This window comes from Paenibacillus sp. MAHUQ-45 (assembly GCF_058133325.1).
The window spans coordinates 137263-154604 of record NZ_JBYUPV010000005.1 but is presented as its reverse complement, the minus strand read 5'-3'; the positions used below and the strand labels follow the sequence as shown (position 1 = coordinate 154604).

General features: G+C 47.6%; 18 protein-coding genes and 1 pseudogene. 6 read left to right on the top strand and 13 right to left on the bottom strand.

Annotated features, from left to right (window positions below; genetic code table 11):
- Positions 1-127: 127 nt before the first annotated feature.
- Positions 128-1108, bottom strand: coding sequence for a phosphotransferase (locus AC3Y23_RS13395; RefSeq protein WP_379199609.1), 981 nt, complete (start codon positions 1106-1108; stop codon positions 128-130).
- A 318-nt stretch (positions 1109-1426) separates the two neighbouring features.
- Between AC3Y23_RS13395 and AC3Y23_RS13390 the strand changes: the two are divergent.
- Positions 1427-2019, top strand: a pseudogene (locus AC3Y23_RS13390) (YheC/YheD family protein).
- A gap of 300 nt (positions 2020-2319) precedes the next feature.
- Positions 2320-3225, top strand: a complete 906-nt coding sequence (locus tag AC3Y23_RS13385) for a DMT family transporter (protein WP_379199607.1) — start codon at positions 2320-2322, stop codon at positions 3223-3225.
- Positions 3226-3396: 171 nt separating this feature from the next.
- On the opposite strand, the gene AC3Y23_RS13380 is transcribed toward AC3Y23_RS13385, so the two are convergent.
- The 5 genes from AC3Y23_RS13380 to lpdA form a co-directional block, all read right to left on the bottom strand.
- Positions 3397-3729, bottom strand: coding sequence for an ArsR/SmtB family transcription factor (locus tag AC3Y23_RS13380; protein ID WP_379199605.1), 333 nt, complete (start codon positions 3727-3729; stop codon positions 3397-3399).
- 1 nt (position 3730) lies between these two features.
- Complete coding sequence (locus AC3Y23_RS13375) at positions 3731-4153, bottom strand: SRPBCC family protein (RefSeq protein WP_379199603.1); 423 nt, start codon at positions 4151-4153, stop codon at positions 3731-3733.
- A 78-nt stretch (positions 4154-4231) separates the two neighbouring features.
- Positions 4232-5371 carry an ABC transporter permease gene (locus AC3Y23_RS13370; protein ID WP_379199601.1) on the bottom strand — a complete coding sequence of 380 codons (1140 nt, stop codon included), beginning with the start codon at positions 5369-5371 and terminating at the stop codon, positions 4232-4234.
- The gene (locus AC3Y23_RS13365; RefSeq protein WP_379199599.1) at positions 5355-5987 is read right to left on the bottom strand and encodes a biotin/lipoyl-containing protein; all 633 of its coding nucleotides are present in this window, start codon (positions 5985-5987) and stop codon (positions 5355-5357) included. The genes AC3Y23_RS13370 and AC3Y23_RS13365 overlap by 17 nt, the downstream gene beginning before the upstream one ends.
- 30 nt (positions 5988-6017) lie before the next feature.
- Positions 6018-7406, bottom strand: a complete 1389-nt coding sequence (gene lpdA / locus AC3Y23_RS13360; protein WP_379199597.1) for a dihydrolipoyl dehydrogenase — start codon at positions 7404-7406, stop codon at positions 6018-6020.
- 197 nt (positions 7407-7603) lie between these two features.
- On the opposite strand from lpdA, the gene AC3Y23_RS13355 reads away from it, so the two are divergent.
- On the top strand, positions 7604-8170 hold the full coding sequence (locus tag AC3Y23_RS13355; protein ID WP_379199595.1) for a TetR/AcrR family transcriptional regulator: 567 nt from the start codon (positions 7604-7606) through the stop codon (positions 8168-8170).
- A gap of 782 nt (positions 8171-8952) precedes the next feature.
- Here the strand turns inward: AC3Y23_RS13355 and AC3Y23_RS13350 are convergent.
- Positions 8953-9273 (bottom strand): carboxymuconolactone decarboxylase family protein, encoded by a 321-nt coding sequence (locus tag AC3Y23_RS13350; RefSeq protein ID WP_379199593.1) that lies wholly within the window; start codon positions 9271-9273, stop codon positions 8953-8955.
- A complete protein-coding gene (locus tag AC3Y23_RS13345) occupies positions 9270-9689 on the bottom strand; it encodes a tautomerase family protein (RefSeq protein ID WP_379199591.1) in 420 nt (139 codons plus the stop codon). Before AC3Y23_RS13345 ends, AC3Y23_RS13350 begins: the two co-directional genes overlap by 4 nt.
- Before the next feature lie 111 nt (positions 9690-9800).
- On the opposite strand from AC3Y23_RS13345, the gene AC3Y23_RS13340 reads away from it, so the two are divergent.
- Entirely contained in the window at positions 9801-10673 is an 873-nt protein-coding gene (locus tag AC3Y23_RS13340; protein ID WP_379199589.1) for a LysR family transcriptional regulator, read from the top strand.
- A 56-nt stretch (positions 10674-10729) separates the two neighbouring features.
- Positions 10730-11494: a WecB/TagA/CpsF family glycosyltransferase gene (locus tag AC3Y23_RS13335; RefSeq protein WP_379199587.1), complete on the top strand. Its 765-nt coding sequence runs from the start codon at positions 10730-10732 to the stop codon at positions 11492-11494.
- Positions 11495-11566: 72 nt separating this feature from the next.
- On the opposite strand, the gene AC3Y23_RS13330 is transcribed toward AC3Y23_RS13335, so the two are convergent.
- The 4 genes from AC3Y23_RS13330 to tyrS all read right to left on the bottom strand — a co-directional run bounded on the left by AC3Y23_RS13330 (position 11567) and on the right by tyrS (position 15563).
- A complete protein-coding gene (locus AC3Y23_RS13330) occupies positions 11567-12475 on the bottom strand; it encodes a DUF4261 domain-containing protein (protein WP_379199585.1) in 909 nt (302 codons plus the stop codon).
- A 21-nt stretch (positions 12476-12496) separates the two neighbouring features.
- A complete protein-coding gene (locus AC3Y23_RS13325) occupies positions 12497-13384 on the bottom strand; it encodes a DUF1963 domain-containing protein (RefSeq protein ID WP_379199583.1) in 888 nt (295 codons plus the stop codon).
- A gap of 234 nt (positions 13385-13618) precedes the next feature.
- Positions 13619-14227, bottom strand: a complete 609-nt coding sequence (locus tag AC3Y23_RS13320) for a dienelactone hydrolase family protein (protein WP_379199581.1) — start codon at positions 14225-14227, stop codon at positions 13619-13621.
- 73 nt (positions 14228-14300) lie between these two features.
- Complete coding sequence (tyrS, locus tag AC3Y23_RS13315) at positions 14301-15563, bottom strand: tyrosine--tRNA ligase (RefSeq protein WP_379199987.1); 1263 nt, start codon at positions 15561-15563, stop codon at positions 14301-14303.
- Positions 15564-15873: 310 nt separating this feature from the next.
- Here tyrS and AC3Y23_RS13310 point away from each other — a divergent pair, with 310 nt between their 5' ends.
- Positions 15874-16110 carry a hypothetical protein gene (locus AC3Y23_RS13310; protein ID WP_379199579.1) on the top strand — a complete coding sequence of 79 codons (237 nt, stop codon included), beginning with the start codon at positions 15874-15876 and terminating at the stop codon, positions 16108-16110.
- Positions 16111-16125: 15 nt separating this feature from the next.
- Here the strand turns inward: AC3Y23_RS13310 and AC3Y23_RS13305 are convergent, their stop codons facing one another.
- Positions 16126-17334, bottom strand: coding sequence for an MFS transporter (locus tag AC3Y23_RS13305; protein ID WP_379199577.1), 1209 nt, complete (start codon positions 17332-17334; stop codon positions 16126-16128).
- Positions 17335-17342: the final 8 nt, after the last annotated feature.

The window sequence follows — 17342 nt, the reverse complement described above, 5'->3', positions numbered from 1 at the left end:
CCTTCACGATCGTGATCTAAGGCATCTCTTTCTGCTAAGCGAAAGTACCATCAGAAGCGCATTCACTGCCAGCATCGACACTTCTAACACTTTTCCCAGCCTGTAACGGCAAGTTTAAAGGCCAGCCTTAGATGCCTCCAAGAAGGCCGTCGAGTTGCTCCCAACGTTTCGCGGTTTGAACCATTTCCTCAGCAAAACGGACAGGGACCACGCTGGAAGATTCGAGCGACGGCTGGATCCACCAAAATGATTCAATACACCAGACGTACTTGATAGCCCTCAATAGCGAGCCCGGTGGCAGCAGCCGCACACTACGGTAGCCTTCAGTGAAAGCGGCCACAGCATCCTTGTCGAACCCGCGCTCACTGAGCGTGCCGGAAAGGACAGCCCGTCCGAGGTCCATTGCAGGAAACGAATAGCGTGCTCGGTCGAAATCAACGATGGCTGCCAACGTGTCTCCTTCGAAAAGCAGGTTGTCTGCCCACAGATCGAGATGAGCCCAGCCCGGAGTCAGAGGCGTAAAATCATTGTCTTCAAGTGAATCAATTATCGCTTTCTGTAATTGCGTTGCGTTTCGGACACGCACAGACGAGTTACGAGCCGCTTCCCAACTTACCTCCCAGGTGCGCTCCATCTCCTCGCGAGACAACCGCCAAATTGGTTCCTCCGGCGGCACTGCTGCTTGAAGCCCTAATATCACCGCGGAATCCCAGAAGGCATGCATATCCGCAGCAGCTCGTCCGAGTGAGTGCATTTTACGCTCACCGATTATGCCAGCAGGCACCATAGCGCCCGGACAGCACGTCATAACGGTCATGTACCTTCCGCACGGTAAGATGTTCATACAGCGCCCTTCCAACGTCAACGGCTCAGGACACAGTCCACCCGACTGATAAAAAAGAAGCTGCAGCTGCAGCGCATTTTCAATCTTGCCGCGAAACTCCGGATCATGCATTTTAAATCGCCCGGGGTGATAGCTTTTGGCGAACATCCAACCCTTGTTCGTCTCGACAATCCACTTTTCGTTCTTTAGCCCACGCCTTACACGCTTGGCAGACAGCACCTCAATCGAAAAATACTTTTTCAGCCAGCTCGCGATTTCGTCCACTAATTGGCCCTCAGTCGTTAACGGCATTTAAAACCAACCTTTCTAGTTGAAAATCCTGTTCAAGAGGAATGCATATGAGCGTAAATAAGCTTCTGCATTAAAATTCCATATCTCTTTAGAAAATCCTCCCAATCACTCACCATTAACTTACTCTTACTTATGTAATGTTCACCGTACTGGCTGTAACGGCAAGTTCTAAGGTCATCCTTAACAGGACTCACAACCCCTTGGCTCATAAATATGGACGAATATCCACTTATGCTGCTCACTAATTTGACTTAGAATTACCGTAGAAGATTGAAAAAGGCTGTGATTCCAATGTTAATGAAAAGAGACAAATGGTTGCAGTATCGCATCCTTCGCAATGGTTCCTCTCTCGCCGGACGGTTGCCTGAAACACAGTTGTTCACGAAAGACGCTTTAACGAAGATGCTGCTTCAATATCAAAGCGTCGTATTAAAACCTCGCGATGGGCGTTACGGAAGGGATATCGTGTTCATTAAACGGAGCGGTGCGAAGTCTATCGTATTCATAACGAAAAGAATGCGGTCACTATGAAAGATACCGATAAATTACTCCAATGGCTTCGTAAAACAAACAGTGATCGTGGATATATTGTCCAAAGGCGTCTGCAACTGGCTCAAATTGGGCACAAGCCGTTCGACATGCGGATAATGGTTCAGCGAAAAAAAGGCTCTTCATCCACCTGGAATGTGACAGGCTCATACGCGAAAGTTGCAGCAAAGGGATATCTAGTCACGAATGTGGCTAGCCGCACCATTCCAGTCCTTGAGGCGCTCAAATTAGCCCGAATCAGAGATCGGAGCTTGCTTGTCAAAGCAGAACGGATCGCACTATTGGCTGCCACGCGACTGGGCGAGCGTTACCCCAAAGTTAGAAAAGTCGGGTAAGGCGATTATCAACCGGACTTGCGCCCTTTCCGAATTTTAAAAGATTCCTCGATGCACCGCAGAATATTATGATATAAGGAACATTAATGTAAAAAAAGACGACAAGCCTATTATTTTGGGCCTGTCGTCTTTTTATTTTTGATACCTATTCTTATGTTTGTCTGGCGGTTGCGAGATCAATAGATTGCCTTCTCTGCTGATGTACCGATACAGATAGCCTTTTAATACATTGAATCAAGGACCACTCCGCTCTAAGATGATGAAGACAATCATCATATAGAAGAAGGTAGGGATTGAACGATGAAACGATTAAACTACATGCTGCTCTTAGGCATCGGCCTGATCTGGGGTTCCCAATTCTTCTTTGTGGACCTGGTTATTAGCAACATTACGCCGATTATACTGGCTGCCAGCAAAGCTGTGCTGGGCACCATTACCCTTGCTGTACTGTATCTATTCACAGGTAAAAAGGAACGTACACCCCTGCCAACCGGCACCTGGAAGTCCTTTATCCTGATCGGTTTGTTTGAAGCCGTGGTTCCCTTCATCTTGATTGGCTGGGGGCAGCAATATCTCAACAGCAGCACCGCTTCGATTTTGTTAGGTTCCATACCGATCTTTACCATTGTTTTTGTGAAAATCTTTGCACCCAGCGAGAAGGTATCCTGGCAAAAATGGCTGAGTGTACTGATCGGCTTCGCAGGCCTCTGCCTGCTGTTCGCTCCGGATCTGTCGTCGACGTCCTTGGCTGGAAAAGGAAGCTTTATCGGTTATGCCGCACTGCTCGGTGCTGCAATCAGCTTCGCAGCTTCCCTGCTGCTGATTAAGCGCCTTCCGCCCATATCGTCAATTCTCGCGATGCGCAACGTTTTGCTCGTGGCATCGGTTGTCCTTGTGCCGTTGGCCTTTATCTTTGAGCATCCGCTGCAGTTGCACTTGAGCGGGCAGCAGATTATATATGTCATCATCCTTGGGGTTTTCCATGCCGGGCTAGTCTACATGCTGTACAACACACTGGTCAGACGAACCGGCGCCGCCTTCACAGCGTTAACCAACTATCTGGTTCCGTTGTTCGGTATCCTGCTCGGCACGTTGATCTTAGGTGATCACTTGGCCTGGACCTCTATCGCTGCACTTGTTGTTATTCTGGCCTCTTTGGCGATAGGTGAACTATCCGGCCCGGCGAAAACCAAGCAATCCGGCTGAATCCTTAACATATAACAGCTATAGCAACAGATGTAGTTGATAGCAGAAGGTACAAGCTTTAGCAATAGACACAGCCGTTAGCGATAGACTCAGCGTTTGCGACAGACTCAGCGTTTGCGATAGACACAGCAAAGAACCGGGAAGCGTGCAATCACACGCCTCCCGGTTCTTTTAATTGTCATCAGAGTCAGCCTCGACAAAATCTTTAAGGGCCAATAACTTATTGGACCAATAGTGCTCAAAGAATGCCAGCCATTCCTGCAGCTCCGCCAAAGGCTCCGGCTGAAGTCTGTACCGGGTCTCCCGTCCGACCTTCTGGCTGCTGACAAGCTGTGCATCGGATAGAACCTGCAAATGCTTATTAACAGCCGTTCGGCTGATCGGGTAGCAATCGGTAATAGATGCAATGGACATTTCCTTATCCGCCAATAGCTTTAACAAACTGCGGCGGGTAGGATCTGCGATGGCTTGAAAGACATCATGACCAGATTCCGCAACAGGCATATTAAGCCTCGAGGTAGGCAGGAAGCTTCTCCTGCACGATTTTCTCCCAGCCGCTGTTCATGAAGCCACGGACAATTGGATGTGGTTGACCAAATTCGGTCATCTTGTTCGGGTCCCAGCCGGAATGAATCAAGGTGAATTCTGTTTTGCCATCGATCTCTTTCAATTCAAAGGTCAGATGCCAATCCTTACCCCAGTCGAAACCAACCCGGTTCGGTGGGTCAAGCTCTGTTAGTTTACAAGGAGAATCTCCATATGGCCCGGCGTGAAGGATAAATTCATGTCCTAATATGGGTTCAAATGTACTTGGCATCCACCATGCGGCCATTCCCTCTGCCGTGGCAACAGCCTTCCATACTTTTTCAATCGGCGCATTAAGAACAATAGTCTGACGGATTTCTGGTAATGATTCTTGAGTTGACATAACTGGCCTCCAGGTTTAAATGTAACACCATTTGGGTTCACATCTAATTATAACACCTTTAGGTGTTATGTCAAACCTCTATTGTTCCAGAGCAACCTCCGCTTTCCCTGCTTCACGCAGCATCAGTAAACCAATGAACAAAGCCGCAGCACCAATAATAATTAGTAGTGCTCCGATCTCCAGACTGTAAGCGGTCAGGGAGCCCCCGCGGAACCCCATTCCGCGAATAAGACGGTTAAGCCAATTCATTGGCAAAGCCCAAGCGGAAATTTGAAAAGCTTTCGGGAACGCAAGCGGACTCAACTGAATACCCGTCACCAAAAAGGAAGGGTACAATACGATACTGGTCCGGGAACCAACCTTGGAAATATCTTTTGCAGAATACCCTAAAAGCATTCCCAAAATTGATAAAGCAAATGAATAGACCAGTAACGGAATCAAGAATAGAAAAGGTGATGCCTCAAAGCGCATACTACCTAACTGTTTAAGGAGTCCGTAGCTCAAGAATAAGGAAAGTGCACTCAATACAGCGTACGGAACGCTGCGAAGCCACAGCTGTGCCGGATTGCCACCACCTGCGAACAGCTTACCTTCGCGTCTGAGCCGGGGGGCAACGGAGCCCGCCGCGGTAGTAGTAATCATTAAGACGACGATATTTACGAAGCCCAGAACCATAAAGCTAACATAGCTAGTAGTCGGGTTGAACAGCATTCGTTGTTGAAGGGCTAACGGAGACACCAGTCCCTTGGAAGAGTCGGCATCCATTCCGCTCCGGCCCAGCCGGGTCAGGGAGATTGTCGTATTTTCCGTCTGGATGACCTCAGAAATCGCGGTTCGAACGCCGGTTAACCCGGAAGGCATAGAATTATCCATTAGTATTCCGATATTTGAAGATTTCCCCTGAAGCTGGCGCAGCTCTAACTGGCTTGGCAGCATAATGACTGCTACTGCTTTTTCATTAGCCAGCAAGGTGTCAGGGTCCATTCGATTAGGAAAAACATTCGTGACCTTCATATATTGGGATGCATTTAATTTGTTAATCAGTGACCGGGAATAGGAACTGTGATCCTCGTCAATCACTACAACGGGTGACTTGTTAATCTGATTGTGAGAGAACATTAAACCAAAGAACAGGGCCGCAATCAGCGGAGCGATAAAAATCGTCCGAACATACTTACTGCCCGCTACGAATTTCCACTCGTCAATTAGCGAGTTCATCAAGATCGACCTCCGCTGTCATGCCGGGAAGCAGTTCAGCCTTGGCATCCATAGATATTCTGACCAGGAACATGCTTAAATCCGCTTGCCCTTTCTCACGCGTCATCCGCAGGCTGGCGAATTGAGGTGCAGCTGCAATGGAAGCCACCGCGCCCTCGACCTCAACTGGCTCATCCAAATTACGAAAATGAACAGCAACATTCTGATTAAGCTTAAGCTTTTGAATAACCTCTTCCTGGACATAAAGATCGGTATAATACGTATTCTTTTGCAAGACAGCTACCGGCATTCCCGGCTGCAGCTTATCTCCTGGCTTGACTACTACTCTATTAAGCAGCCCATCTCCCGGCGCCAAAATATCCGATTCCGTGCCATCAGCCGCTTGAACGGTGAACAGACTCTGTCCTTGCTTCACGGAATCGCCTTCGGCACCGTTAACCTTCACAATAGCCCCCGGACTTTTATCATAAAGGACCGGTGTCTGCTCTGCCTCAAGAATCCCCTGTTTTCTATGCTCTGCCTGAGTGACAGCATCATTGCCTTTAACAGTTAGAAGTACACCGCCTGCGATCAATATGACCGCTAAACCAATAGATAGACCTGCTTTGAATTTCATTCTTATGACTCCCCTTTAATCTGATAATTTCTATGCGTGGATCTTAACTTTCTTGGCAGCACTTTCGGCAGCCTCCATAATCACTTCTCCCAAAGTAGGATGGGGATGAATGGTCATGGCAAGATCCAGGGCAGTAGCCCCCATCTCAATAGCCAGTCCCAGCTCCGAAATAAGGGTGGACGCCTCTACACCAACGATTTGCGCACCCACTACAATCCCCGAATTCCCATCCGCAATGATTTTCACAAAACCATCCACTGCCTTCAGGGCCAACGCTCTACCATTAATAGAAAATGGTGACTTACCGATGACCACGGATATCCCTTTCGCCCGGGCCTCCGTCTCACTCAAACCAACGCTTGTTAACTCCGGCTCGGAAAAAACGACCAGCGGCAGAGCTTTGTAATCAACTATAGACGCTGTATGTCCTGCGATGGCCTCGGCGGCAATTTTCGCTTCATAAGAAGCCTTATGTGCAAGCGCTGGGCCAGCGGTAATGTCTCCAATTGCAAAAATGTGCGGGATAGCCGTCCGGCATTGTGCGTCGGTCTCAATCAAACCTCTATTCGTAACCTGCAAGCCAATGCGGTCCAGGCCCAGATTGCCGTCTGTATTCGGCTTTCTGCCAACGGTAATCAGCGCGTATTCTACGGTCAACTGATGCTGCTCCTGATCTTTTGAATAATGCAGTGTAATGTTGTCTTCACCCTGGTCAGCCTTAGAAGCAATTGCCCCGGTGATGATCTGGATACCGTCAGCCTTCAGCTGTTTGATCACAGGTGCCGCAAGCTCCGCTTCGAATCCTGGCAGCACTTGTCCTCCTCCTTCGAGAATCGTGACCTTTGTACCGAATTTGGCATACATTTGACCAAGCTCTACGCCGATGTATCCTCCCCCGATGATGGCCAGACTCTGCGGAATTTCGGAGAGCGACAACGCCTCGGTGGAAGACAGGATACGCCCGCCAAATGGCAGTGATGGCAGCTCAATCGGACGGGAACCTGTTGCCAGAATGGCATTTTTAAATGTAACGACCTGTTCTTGCCCATCCTTAGTAATACGCGCCGTATGCTCATCCAGCAGGCTCGCTTCGCCTTCCAGAACGGTCACTCCGGCAGATTTCATCAAATAACCTACGCCACTCGACTGCTTATTCACAACCGCCTGCTTGAATGCCTGGGCATTTCCAAAAGAAGCTGATGAATCCACGGTTGTCAACTCTCTGAATGCACTGAAGCGATGTGATTCCGCAATTAATGCTTTGGAGGGAATACAACCCACATGGGTGCAGACGCCACCAAGACGATCACGTTCGACAACTGCCGTCTTCAATCCGAGCTGGGCGGAACGCTGGGCTGCTACATATCCCCCTGGACCTGATCCAATAACTAATGTATCTATCACTTCAACCTGACTCATGTTTTGTTACCTCCGATCCTTTATTTTTAAAATATTATGAGCGTAATATATTATTATCATCATATTTTAGAATCGTCAATAGCCTACTTTATTCATTTCTCATGAAAGACAGACCGGTAAAGTGAATTTGACACTCTTTTTTATGATGATTATAATATTTTAAGAATTCATCTATATACAATAACGGAGTGATGGATATGCCTTATCCCGAAGGACATAAGTTAAAGGTTCGCGGCAAAATCATCGAAAGTGCAGCCCAGGCTTTTCGCACCCATGGCATCCGTGAGATCAGCGTTCCCTTCATTATGAAAGGGGCAGGACTGACCCATGGAGGGTTCTACTCACACTTTGAAAATAAAGAACAGCTGGTAGCCGAAGTCTGTCGGTATGCCATCAGTGACACCATTGCACTTCTGCAAAAAGCCGCCGATGAGGAAACACAAAGCCCTAAGATTCATGCAGTGATTCATTACTATTTGAGCCAGCATCACCGCGATCAGACCGAAATGGGCTGCATCCTGCCCGCACTCTCCAGCGAAATCTCCCGCGCCTCGGAGGAAGTTAGGCACATCTTCACCCAAGAGTTGGAGCGAATGATTGACTTTATCTCAAATATCGCAGAGGTGGACAAGTCCGTCGGCAGTGCGCTACTCAGTACCATGGTGGGCACAGTTATACTGGCCCGCTCTGTCAACGATGCTAGCCTGAGTGACAACCTGCTTGCAGCAGGCAAAGAGCAGGCGAAAGCGCTGCTTGTCGCGTAAGTGGTTGACCGACTGTTGGGGAATGTGCTACTTGTTGCGTTAGCGGTGGGCTGACTGGTGGGGATCGCGCTACTTGCTGCGTTAGCGGTGGGCTGACTGGTGGGGATCGCACTACTTGCTGCGTTAGCGGTGGGCTGACTGGTGGGGACCGCGCTACTTGCTGCGTTAGCGACAGGCTTTCTGATGGGGAAAGTGCTGCTTGCTGCGTAAGTGGTTGACTAACTGATAGTGGTAACGTTGCTTGTTACGTAAGCGGTTGGCTAACTGTTCGTGGTAACGTGCTTGTTGCGTATACAGTTGGCTTTTTGATGGGGAATGCGCTGTTTGCTGCATGAGTACCAAACTTGCTGCGTAAACGGTTGGCTAACTGTTCGTGGTAACGTCGCTTGTAGCGTAAGTGTGCGGGAAATTGTGCAAAAATCTAACTGTTGAACGATCCCCCGAGCATAAGCGCCCTGGGGGATTGTTCAATTGAGACAAATCTGTGTTTTTATTTGGATGTATAGATGTAAATAGGAAATAGAAGCAAAAATGCACCTTAATTCCTCGTATATTTTCGCAAAACGGTAATTAAGGGAAAAAATGCATCTTAATTCTTCAACATTGGTTGAAAAGAGGCTATTTCTGCGAAAATAAGGTGCATTTTTGCACTTATTTCCCCAATAAGCCGATTTTGCGTAAAATTAAGGTACCAAATTGCTCTTATTTCGTTTCGATGCGCCAGTTGACTGAATTATGCTCCCAGTCAGCAGATGTTCAGGCTTTTGAGACACCCTCTTCTTTCACTCGAACACTTCCTTCGCAACCTGTAGCGCCAAAGCAGCCCGCGGCCAGCCTGCATAAAAGGCAAGATGGGTCATCGCTTCGACCAGTTCAGCCTCAGTGAGACCATTATCCCGGGCCAGCCGGAGATGATAAGGCAACTGCTCCGATTGTCCTCCGGCAATCAAGGCAGCTATGGTAATCAGACTGCGCTCACGAAGCGACAGCTCTGTCCTTCTCCATACATCCCCGAAGAGAACATCCTCGGAATATTGGACAAAAGCGGGGGCGATCTCTCCAAAAGAATCTCGCGCACTCGACCGGATAAGGGGATGCTTCATACCAAACCACCCTCCTTCTGGCTATCCGGGGTTTGAATCATCTGCGCGATGCCGTTCCCAAACGTCCAATCCTCAAACTCCGTTTCAACTAATATTGCAAATACATCATCTTGTCTAATGTTCACCTTGCTCGCCAAGTTTTCTGCCAAGCTTTTATAAAAACCCGTCTTCTGCGCAATGCTTCTGCCCGACTTCAAAGTGACCTGAATATACAACAGCCGATCACTCCGCTCGACATTCAGATAATTCCGATTGTAGTAAAATTCGTAAGGCTTATGGGCATGAAATACCTGAAAACAGTCATCTTCCGGCACATTAAAATGTTCAATCAGACCTTCCATAATCACCTCGCTGATCAAAGGCAACTCCTCCGGCTTGTACTGACCTTCCTGGTAGCTTACACGAATAAATGGCATGTAGTTTTTCGCTCCTTTTGTGGGATGTCTCCATTGTACGCCTTCTATCTTCATCTATATAATTGAATAAAATGATACTCTTGTTCTAAAATATAGATGGAGGTGCCCACCATGGACCTAAGAGAACTCACTGCTTTTCACACTATTATTCAAGAGGGAACGTTCGCCAAAGCCGCGACAAAATTGAACTACGCACAATCCACCATTACGAATCAGATTCAGCGCTTGGAGAAAGAATTAGGTATCCAGCTCTTTAAACGAGGGTGGGAAGCGGAGTTAACGGATGCAGGAGTCATATTTGCGTCAGAGGTCGCCAAGTTGATCCAGCACTGGAATTATGTCGCCGAGCAAGCCAGAGCCTTGCAAGAAGACGAGATTGGGACCTTAACCATCGGTGGGCTAGAAACCTTAGCTGGTCATGTGCTTCCTGGTGCACTGCGCCAATTCAGGGAGCGTAAGCCCCGGATCGCGTGCAACATTATCTTAGGGAACACCGATTTCCTGTCACAGGCGCTGCTGCATAAGGAGCTGGATTTTGCCATTTGCGGCGAACCAGCAGACTTGTCCTCTTTTCGCTTTGAACCATTGTATGAAGAAAAGATCGCGTTTATCGTTCCTGCCAACCACCTATTAGCTCAAGAAGTGAATCTATCGTTCGCAGACCTGCTGAGTTTCCCACTTATAGCTGGTGGGCACACCTGCTTATATTCTTTGCGATTATCCAGAGAGTTATCCCGGTTCGACAAAGCGCCATTTCTCAATACCGTAAGCCAAATTTCCGCCATTCCAGGCTTCGTACGGGAGTTAGATGTTGTTGGTGTTGTTCTAGAGTCGACTAACTTGCCTAAGGGGTTGGTTAAAATAGAGGTCGATATGAATGATTCTACGATTCCGGTTGGCCTGCTTCAGCTCCGAAAAGAAGAGTATCTTCCAGCTTCGAGATCGCTAATGATAGATTTGATAAGGGAACATGTACGACGGTAAATAGCAATATACAACCCTAAAAGAGCTACTATGTTACAATCTTTCTATACTCTGCAATGGAAGGTGATTATGTGGAAGGTACAGTGAATATATTAGGGGTGCCCTTCTCCAAGTTAACTCTTAATGAAACTACACAACAACTAACGAGACACATCCAAAAGGAACAGCCTCATTTGTATCATCTAATTACAGCCAATCCCGAAATCACAATAACCCATCAAACAGACACTGAACTTCAAACCATCGTAAGAGAGGCTGATTTAATTACTCCCGATGGGATTGGGATTGTACTTGCCTCCAAAAGAAAAGGGCAGCCTATCTCTGAAAGGGTAACCGGTTATGATCTGCTCCTTCAGCTCTTGGAACAAGGGAATGAATTGGCTTGGAGCTTCTTTTTTCTGGGGACGGACGAGGAGACAAACCGTGAAGCTGTAGAGGAAATCAGCAGACGCTATCCAAATGTTAAAATTGCCGGCCGGCATAATGGCTTTTTCAATAAAGAAGAAGAAGCTGGCATTCTGGAGAATATACAGCATACCCAGCCGGATATACTCATTTTAGCAATGGGGGCACCTTATTCCGACAAATGGATTTATAAATACAAGCAAGAACTAAGCCGAGTAAAGTTAGTTTTTGGTGTAGGCGGAAGCCTGGACGTTATTGCGGGAAAAGTAAACCCTACTCCAACAATTTGGAAGAAGCTCAATCTGGAGTGGCTACATAGATTACTTACTGTACCTGTTGCAAAAGGTCAAAAATCGCGCTGGCGAAGACAATCCGCCTTACCGAAATTTGTGTATCGGGCCATCATTAAAGGCTAAATACCCATACCCCAGCAGCACAAAAAGAGGGGTTTTCCCCTCTTTTTCATATACCCTGCCTTTATCTCCTTGTTACCGCTCCGCATGCCCCTGCCTTCCAGCATAATAAGGCTCGCCCGGATCAATATCGAGTACGACCCGATGCGGTGCTGCCAGTGCGTACTGGTGCTCACAGCGCCAGCGCATCTCTGCGGTGAAACCAATCGTCTCGCCATCGCCAACAATGTCTCCCTGATCGTACAGATAATAAGCAATATCCGTCAATTGTCCAGCAACTTCACCCGGCTCCAGATCATAGAAGTGACATTGCACATCCGGTATCCCCAACGCAGCAAGCCCCAATGAATCCATCAGACCTTCCCGCCGTCCGCTTCCGGTGCCCTCCACATTGTAGAAACGTATATTCATCGCACCATACAAAATCGCACCCTGTTCCACCGCAGCTAAGTAGGCCCCGGGTTCCACCAGTTTATCACTCTCCCGAAAATAGATGGCTTCGCAAGGCGCCGTTTCCAGGATGGCTCTGAGCGTCCCTGTTAATAGCTGCAATCTAGCTTTCGGTTCCAATCCGGAGCTCATCAAGTCTGTCAGCAGCAGCGAGTAGTCACAACCCTCCAGTACCTGCCCTGCCTCCGGCCAATGCCAAGCCTGCTGAATAGCGGTCACGTAATCATCAGCCGAACGATTTTCCAATTCGATCAGACAAGTCTGAGCGGGGACCTCCCCATCCGAGTACTGCACCTGATAATTCAAGTGGAAAAAGTGTAGCATTTCCTGCTGTTCCGCTTCATTCGCCTCCCATACGGCGAGCTTGGAATCTTCCTTCTCTCCAGTTGCCGGTTCTTCAACTTGGCCCGTATAGGCCTGTATTTTCGCAAACAGCAAGTCCCTATCCAGTTCGGGCTTCTTGTTGTATTTCAATTCAATGCCGTAAACTCTCGCGAAGCCGAAGTCCTTTTGCTCATCTATAACATCAGTCATAATCCATTTGTCCTCCTGCCGTTAACTAGAGTAAAGCGAACAATACGTACGATTAAAATTCCCTGCTAATAAATCCTCCTTGCGGATAAAAAAGTGCAGTAACCCAGCGTCCCACCAGCAGAAGCCCACATCGTTATCCGATTCTATCTCAAGAAGCATCAGCGTATCCTCAATCTCTTGAATGGCTGCTACCTCATCTCCGCCAAGATGCTTAGTGATCTGCGCCAACGCCTTTTCTTTGCTATAGTTGTAGTTCTTATTAGTCAGCAGCATCAACGCCGCTTCATATTCCGCATCATCATGCTGGCCGATCGGATAACCGAACATCCGCGCTACCTCGCTACTCTGGCGGTCACTCAGCTCATAACTAAATTCTTCATATTCCTCATAGCCCACAGCTTCGTTCTCGATCTTGTCGCTATCGACATAAGCATAATTCGGCGCTTCAAGTGAGGCTTTAATTTCAAGCTGATAACCTTTGAATTCCTCTTCCAGCACTGTCGTTTCGGGAGATACACGCCGCTCTACACCAGCAAGCTGATCTTCCCGTACAAAAAGCACGCGATGTTCAATATTGTACGCTGGCTCATCCAAGCCCACAAAGAAATAAAGCATCCCCTCAGCCGGAAGCAACGCCGACTCTTCATGCCGGGAACATTCCTTGAGGTTCAGCTGTGTTACAAAGGTCATCGGTACTCCATCTGCCGTCAAAGGCCACTCTATCTGATGTGGAAGATCCGGGTCTCCCCCAATTCTGGATACACATGGTGTGTTATAGTCTTCTACCACACCTTTAGTGCAGCTAATGGTTTGTCTTGTATTTTGCAGCAAATAGGACGCCGCATGCGTCAAATGATGTTCCAGCATTAAGCTTTCAAGCCGTTTAGTGTTAGCTTCATTCAGGTTCACAGTAATCTTCCTCCTGTCATAGACATAAATCAATTCTATCTGATCCTGATAGTGCCTTCTATAATGCTATGTGCCCAGGTACCTAAGAGCTATAGAGGGGAAGCACTACTATTTTCACAAAATTACAATTCGATGCCTCCCATTAGTAAGCCTACTCTATAGCAGGTCCTGCCAGCATCTTTATCTGAAGCGTATTCGGCTTGATTGTACTCAGAAAAAAAACACCTCAGGGTCTTATCTCTGAAGTGTTTTTATAAATTCTATCATTTCATGATTAGCTTTGAGCGCTGACTCCTGGCAATAATGGCTCGACCCAGGGTCGCTGAACCCGTGTTTAGAGCCTAAAACTTCAACACGAACGTTGTTTTTCATTCGCAATGTAGAGCTTAATTCTTCAACATCAAACGATTGTTCCTCTTTAGGATAAAATAACAAGACCGGGCATTTCGGAGCAATATCCGTGTAATCTCTAATCCGTGAACCGTAATAACCTATGACTCCATCACATAAGCCATCTTCTTCCGTACACAACCACGCGGTTGTTGCGCCCACGCTGAAGCCGAGTACTAACACTCTATGATATTGTCCTCTGATTTGTCCAAGTAGACTTTTAATGCGCAAGAAGGCTTTCTCAAAACCTACGTTATGAACAAAATTCTCATAAGCCAATTTCTCTTCATCATAATGAAAAGACGATTCTCTATCCAGCAAATCCGGGCAATACACATCAACCTTCAACCGTTCAGACAGCGCTTGGCAGGTGTTTATCATATGACCATTGATCCCATAAATCTCATGAATAACAACGATGGCTGTGTCAGAATTATTCAGATCGGTTAGCATTACACGCTCCTTATAACAATTGCTGGCACATCAGGATTCGAAAATCTTGACATACCAGCAATCGGGATACAAGCTACTTAGACAATTTCACCAAGCTGTAGTTCTTCTTACCCTTACGGATGATAATAAATCGGCCACCGATCGCCTGATCCGCTGTTACTTCAAATGCCACATCGGTTACACGCTCGCCATTCAGCGAGATCGCACCCTTCGTAATGTCTTCGCGTGCTTGACGCTTGGACGGTTCAATACCCAGATCGACGAGCCAATCAACGATATTCTTCGACTCTTGGGAAGCTTCAAATGTCGGCATTTCCTTGAAGCCCTGCTCGATCTCATCAGCTGTCAGAGATTTAATGTCGCCGCTGAACAGCGCTGCTGTAATGCGCTTAGCTTGCTCCAGCAATTCTTCGCTATGAACGAATCTCGTCATTTCCTCAGCCAACGCTTTTTGCGCTTCACGTTTATGCGGCTCGGTCTGTACCTTTTCAGCCAATTCGTCAATTTGCTCTTTCGACAAGAAGGTGAAGTATTTCAGGTATTTCACAACATCGCGGTCGTCAGTGTTAGCCCAGAATTGGTAGAATTCGAACGGCGTTGTTTTATTCGGATCAAGCCAGATCGCGCCACCGGCGGATTTACCAAACTTGGTGCCATCCGATTTCAGCATCAGCGGAATCGTAAGTCCAAACGCTTTAGATTCAGAGCCTTCTTTTCTACGGATCAGATCCAGACCGCTGGTAATGTTCCCCCATTGGTCGGAGCCGCCGATTTGCAGCTGTACATCCTCATTCTGGAACAGGTGCAAGTAGTCCAGTGACTGTAGAATCTGGTAAGAGAACTCTGTAAAAGAGATCCCGCTCTCCAGTCGGCTAGCAACTACATCCTTCGCCAGCATCGAGTTGATGCTGAAGTTTTTACCGTAATCACGCAGGAATTCAATAACATTGATTTTATGTGTCCAATCGTAGTTGTTCACCATACGCATCTGATTGTCACCCTCAGTGAGGAACAGCTTCTTCAATTGAGCCGAGAGTGCATTCACGTTGTCCTGAATTTGCTCCAGCGTCTGCAGGGAACGCTCGCTTTGCCGACCGCTTGGATCACCAATTGTTCCCGTTGCTCCACCAATCAGAATCACCGGACGGTGTCCAGCCAACTGAAAACGTTTGAGCACCATGAACGGAATCAAGTGACCAATATGCATGCTGTCACCTGTTGGGTCTACCCCACAGTACAGCGAGACCGCTTTTTGATTCGTGAGCTCCCGAAGTCCTTCGGCATCTGTCTGCTGATTAATGGCGTCGCGCCATTCCAATTCGTCAATAATATTCAAATCATTCCACTCCTCAGTCATAGTTATCTAGTATCCAAACATGATTCCATTTTTTATAGATTGAACCTAAGATCTTTATATGGGGTAAGGTCGTCATTACGAAAAAAATTTGGACTTCCGGCCGCTATTGTCTCCAGATTTCTTTCAATTTATTCCGCTATACGCGGTTGAAATCCGGACACAAAGGCGGTCGCTACCGCTCCTACAGCTCCAAACTTTTCCTCCATTCCTTTCCCCCATCTTTTCTTTGGCTCAATCCATAAAAAAATCGCCCCTTGTCTATTGTAGACATAGGGACGATTCAATAACCGTGTTACCACCCAGCTTGCAGCAATGGATGACTGTGCTACTGCACACCAATGCTGCCACTCTTAGCGAAGTATCGATCGCCATTCCGCTCGGCATTACCCGAGATACTCCAGAGTGTAATTCGACAGGCTTAGTGTGTACCGGGTTCCATCACCCCCGGCTTTCTGTGACAGGGACTAAGCTGCTACTGGGCTCTTTCAACGTATATCGTATATTAGAATACAGACAGTATATGTGAATTCTGACATCGATGTCAACCACTTAGCGGAGAATTGCTGCCCTCTGCAGCTCCCAACCGTTTAAGAAGGGCGCATAACAGAACCCCGATCACGACATACACTGCGATCAAGCCCACAATACCAGACCAGCCAAATTCATTATACAGTAAGCCGCCGCCTGTACCACTCAGGCTGGAACCTACATAGTAGAAGAACAGGTACAACGAATTGGCTTGCGATTTATGCTCTTTGGATACCAGTCCGACCCAGCTACTGGCGATCGAATGTCCCCCGAAGAAGCCGAATACGAATAACGTGATTCCAAGTATTTTAAATACTAAGCTTCCACAGCCGGTAAGTAATGCACCACTCAAAAAGATACCCAAGGCTGCCAGCATGATCGGAATTCGTCCATAACGGTCGGCCAATTTGCCCATCCAGGTCGAGCTGATCGAACCCATGATATAGACAACAAAAATACTGCCCACCAAAGACTGACTAAGATTATAAGGCGCCCCGAGTAATTCAAACCCGATATAGTTGAACAATGTGACAAATCCGCCCATGAACAGAAAGCCCAAACCGTACAGACACAACAATCTCACGTTTACAAGCTGCGTCCAGAGCAGCGGCACCAGTTTGTTTAGCTCCAGCTTACGCTTCACAAAGTTCCGGGAGGCTGGAATGACCAGCCAGAACACGATTGAAGCCAGGATACTGAGACTTCCGAGCACCGTTGTCGCCACACGCCAACTGAACCAGTCGGTTAACAGTCCGCTGATGATCCGCCCGGCCATGCCACCAATCGCATTTCCGCTTATGTATAAGCCCATGGCATAGCCCAGACTTTTCTTATCCATTTCCTCTGATAGATAGGTCATCGCAATGGCAGGCAAGCCTGCAAGCACAATGCCCTGCACAATACGCAACAGTAACAGCATGTTGAAGCTGGTACTGAAAGAGAAGGCCACCGTAATTAATGAAGCTGACGCCAGCGACGCGGTCATGATCGTTTTTCTTCCCCACGCATCCGACAGTGCGCCGACGAACAGCATTGTAAGGGCCATAGCAATCGTCGTGACCGACATCGCCAGGCTCGCCTGGGTAGGCGTAATTTTGAAATCCAGGGTTAATTCAGGGATTAAAGGCTGGAGACAATAAAGAAGTGCGAATGTACTGAAACCGCCAGCGAATAACGCTAGACTGCTGTGTTTAAATTCTTTTGTTCCTTGCTGGATTCCCATTACATCTA

Coding starts and splice junctions, on each gene's coding strand:
- AC3Y23_RS13340 (WP_379199589.1), top strand. CDS start 9,801: ATGGACCTAAGAGAACTCACTGCTTTTCACACTATTATTCAAGAGGGA.
- lpdA (WP_379199597.1), bottom strand. CDS start 7,406: ATGAGTCAGGTTGAAGTGATAGATACATTAGTTATTGGATCAGGTCCA.
- AC3Y23_RS13380 (WP_379199605.1), bottom strand. CDS start 3,729: ATGCCTGTTGCGGAATCTGGTCATGATGTCTTTCAAGCCATCGCAGAT.
- AC3Y23_RS13350 (WP_379199593.1), bottom strand. CDS start 9,273: ATGAAGCATCCCCTTATCCGGTCGAGTGCGCGAGATTCTTTTGGAGAG.
- AC3Y23_RS13365 (WP_379199599.1), bottom strand. CDS start 5,987: ATGAAATTCAAAGCAGGTCTATCTATTGGTTTAGCGGTCATATTGATC.
- AC3Y23_RS13335 (WP_379199587.1), top strand. CDS start 10,730: ATGGAAGGTGATTATGTGGAAGGTACAGTGAATATATTAGGGGTGCCC.
- AC3Y23_RS13385 (WP_379199607.1), top strand. CDS start 2,320: ATGAAACGATTAAACTACATGCTGCTCTTAGGCATCGGCCTGATCTGG.
- AC3Y23_RS13375 (WP_379199603.1), bottom strand. CDS start 4,153: ATGTCAACTCAAGAATCATTACCAGAAATCCGTCAGACTATTGTTCTT.
- AC3Y23_RS13305 (WP_379199577.1), bottom strand. CDS start 17,334: ATGGGAATCCAGCAAGGAACAAAAGAATTTAAACACAGCAGTCTAGCG.
- AC3Y23_RS13345 (WP_379199591.1), bottom strand. CDS start 9,689: ATGCCATTTATTCGTGTAAGCTACCAGGAAGGTCAGTACAAGCCGGAG.
- AC3Y23_RS13355 (WP_379199595.1), top strand. CDS start 7,604: ATGCCTTATCCCGAAGGACATAAGTTAAAGGTTCGCGGCAAAATCATC.
- AC3Y23_RS13330 (WP_379199585.1), bottom strand. CDS start 12,475: ATGACTGATGTTATAGATGAGCAAAAGGACTTCGGCTTCGCGAGAGTT.
- AC3Y23_RS13320 (WP_379199581.1), bottom strand. CDS start 14,227: ATGCTAACCGATCTGAATAATTCTGACACAGCCATCGTTGTTATTCAT.
- AC3Y23_RS13370 (WP_379199601.1), bottom strand. CDS start 5,371: ATGAACTCGCTAATTGACGAGTGGAAATTCGTAGCGGGCAGTAAGTAT.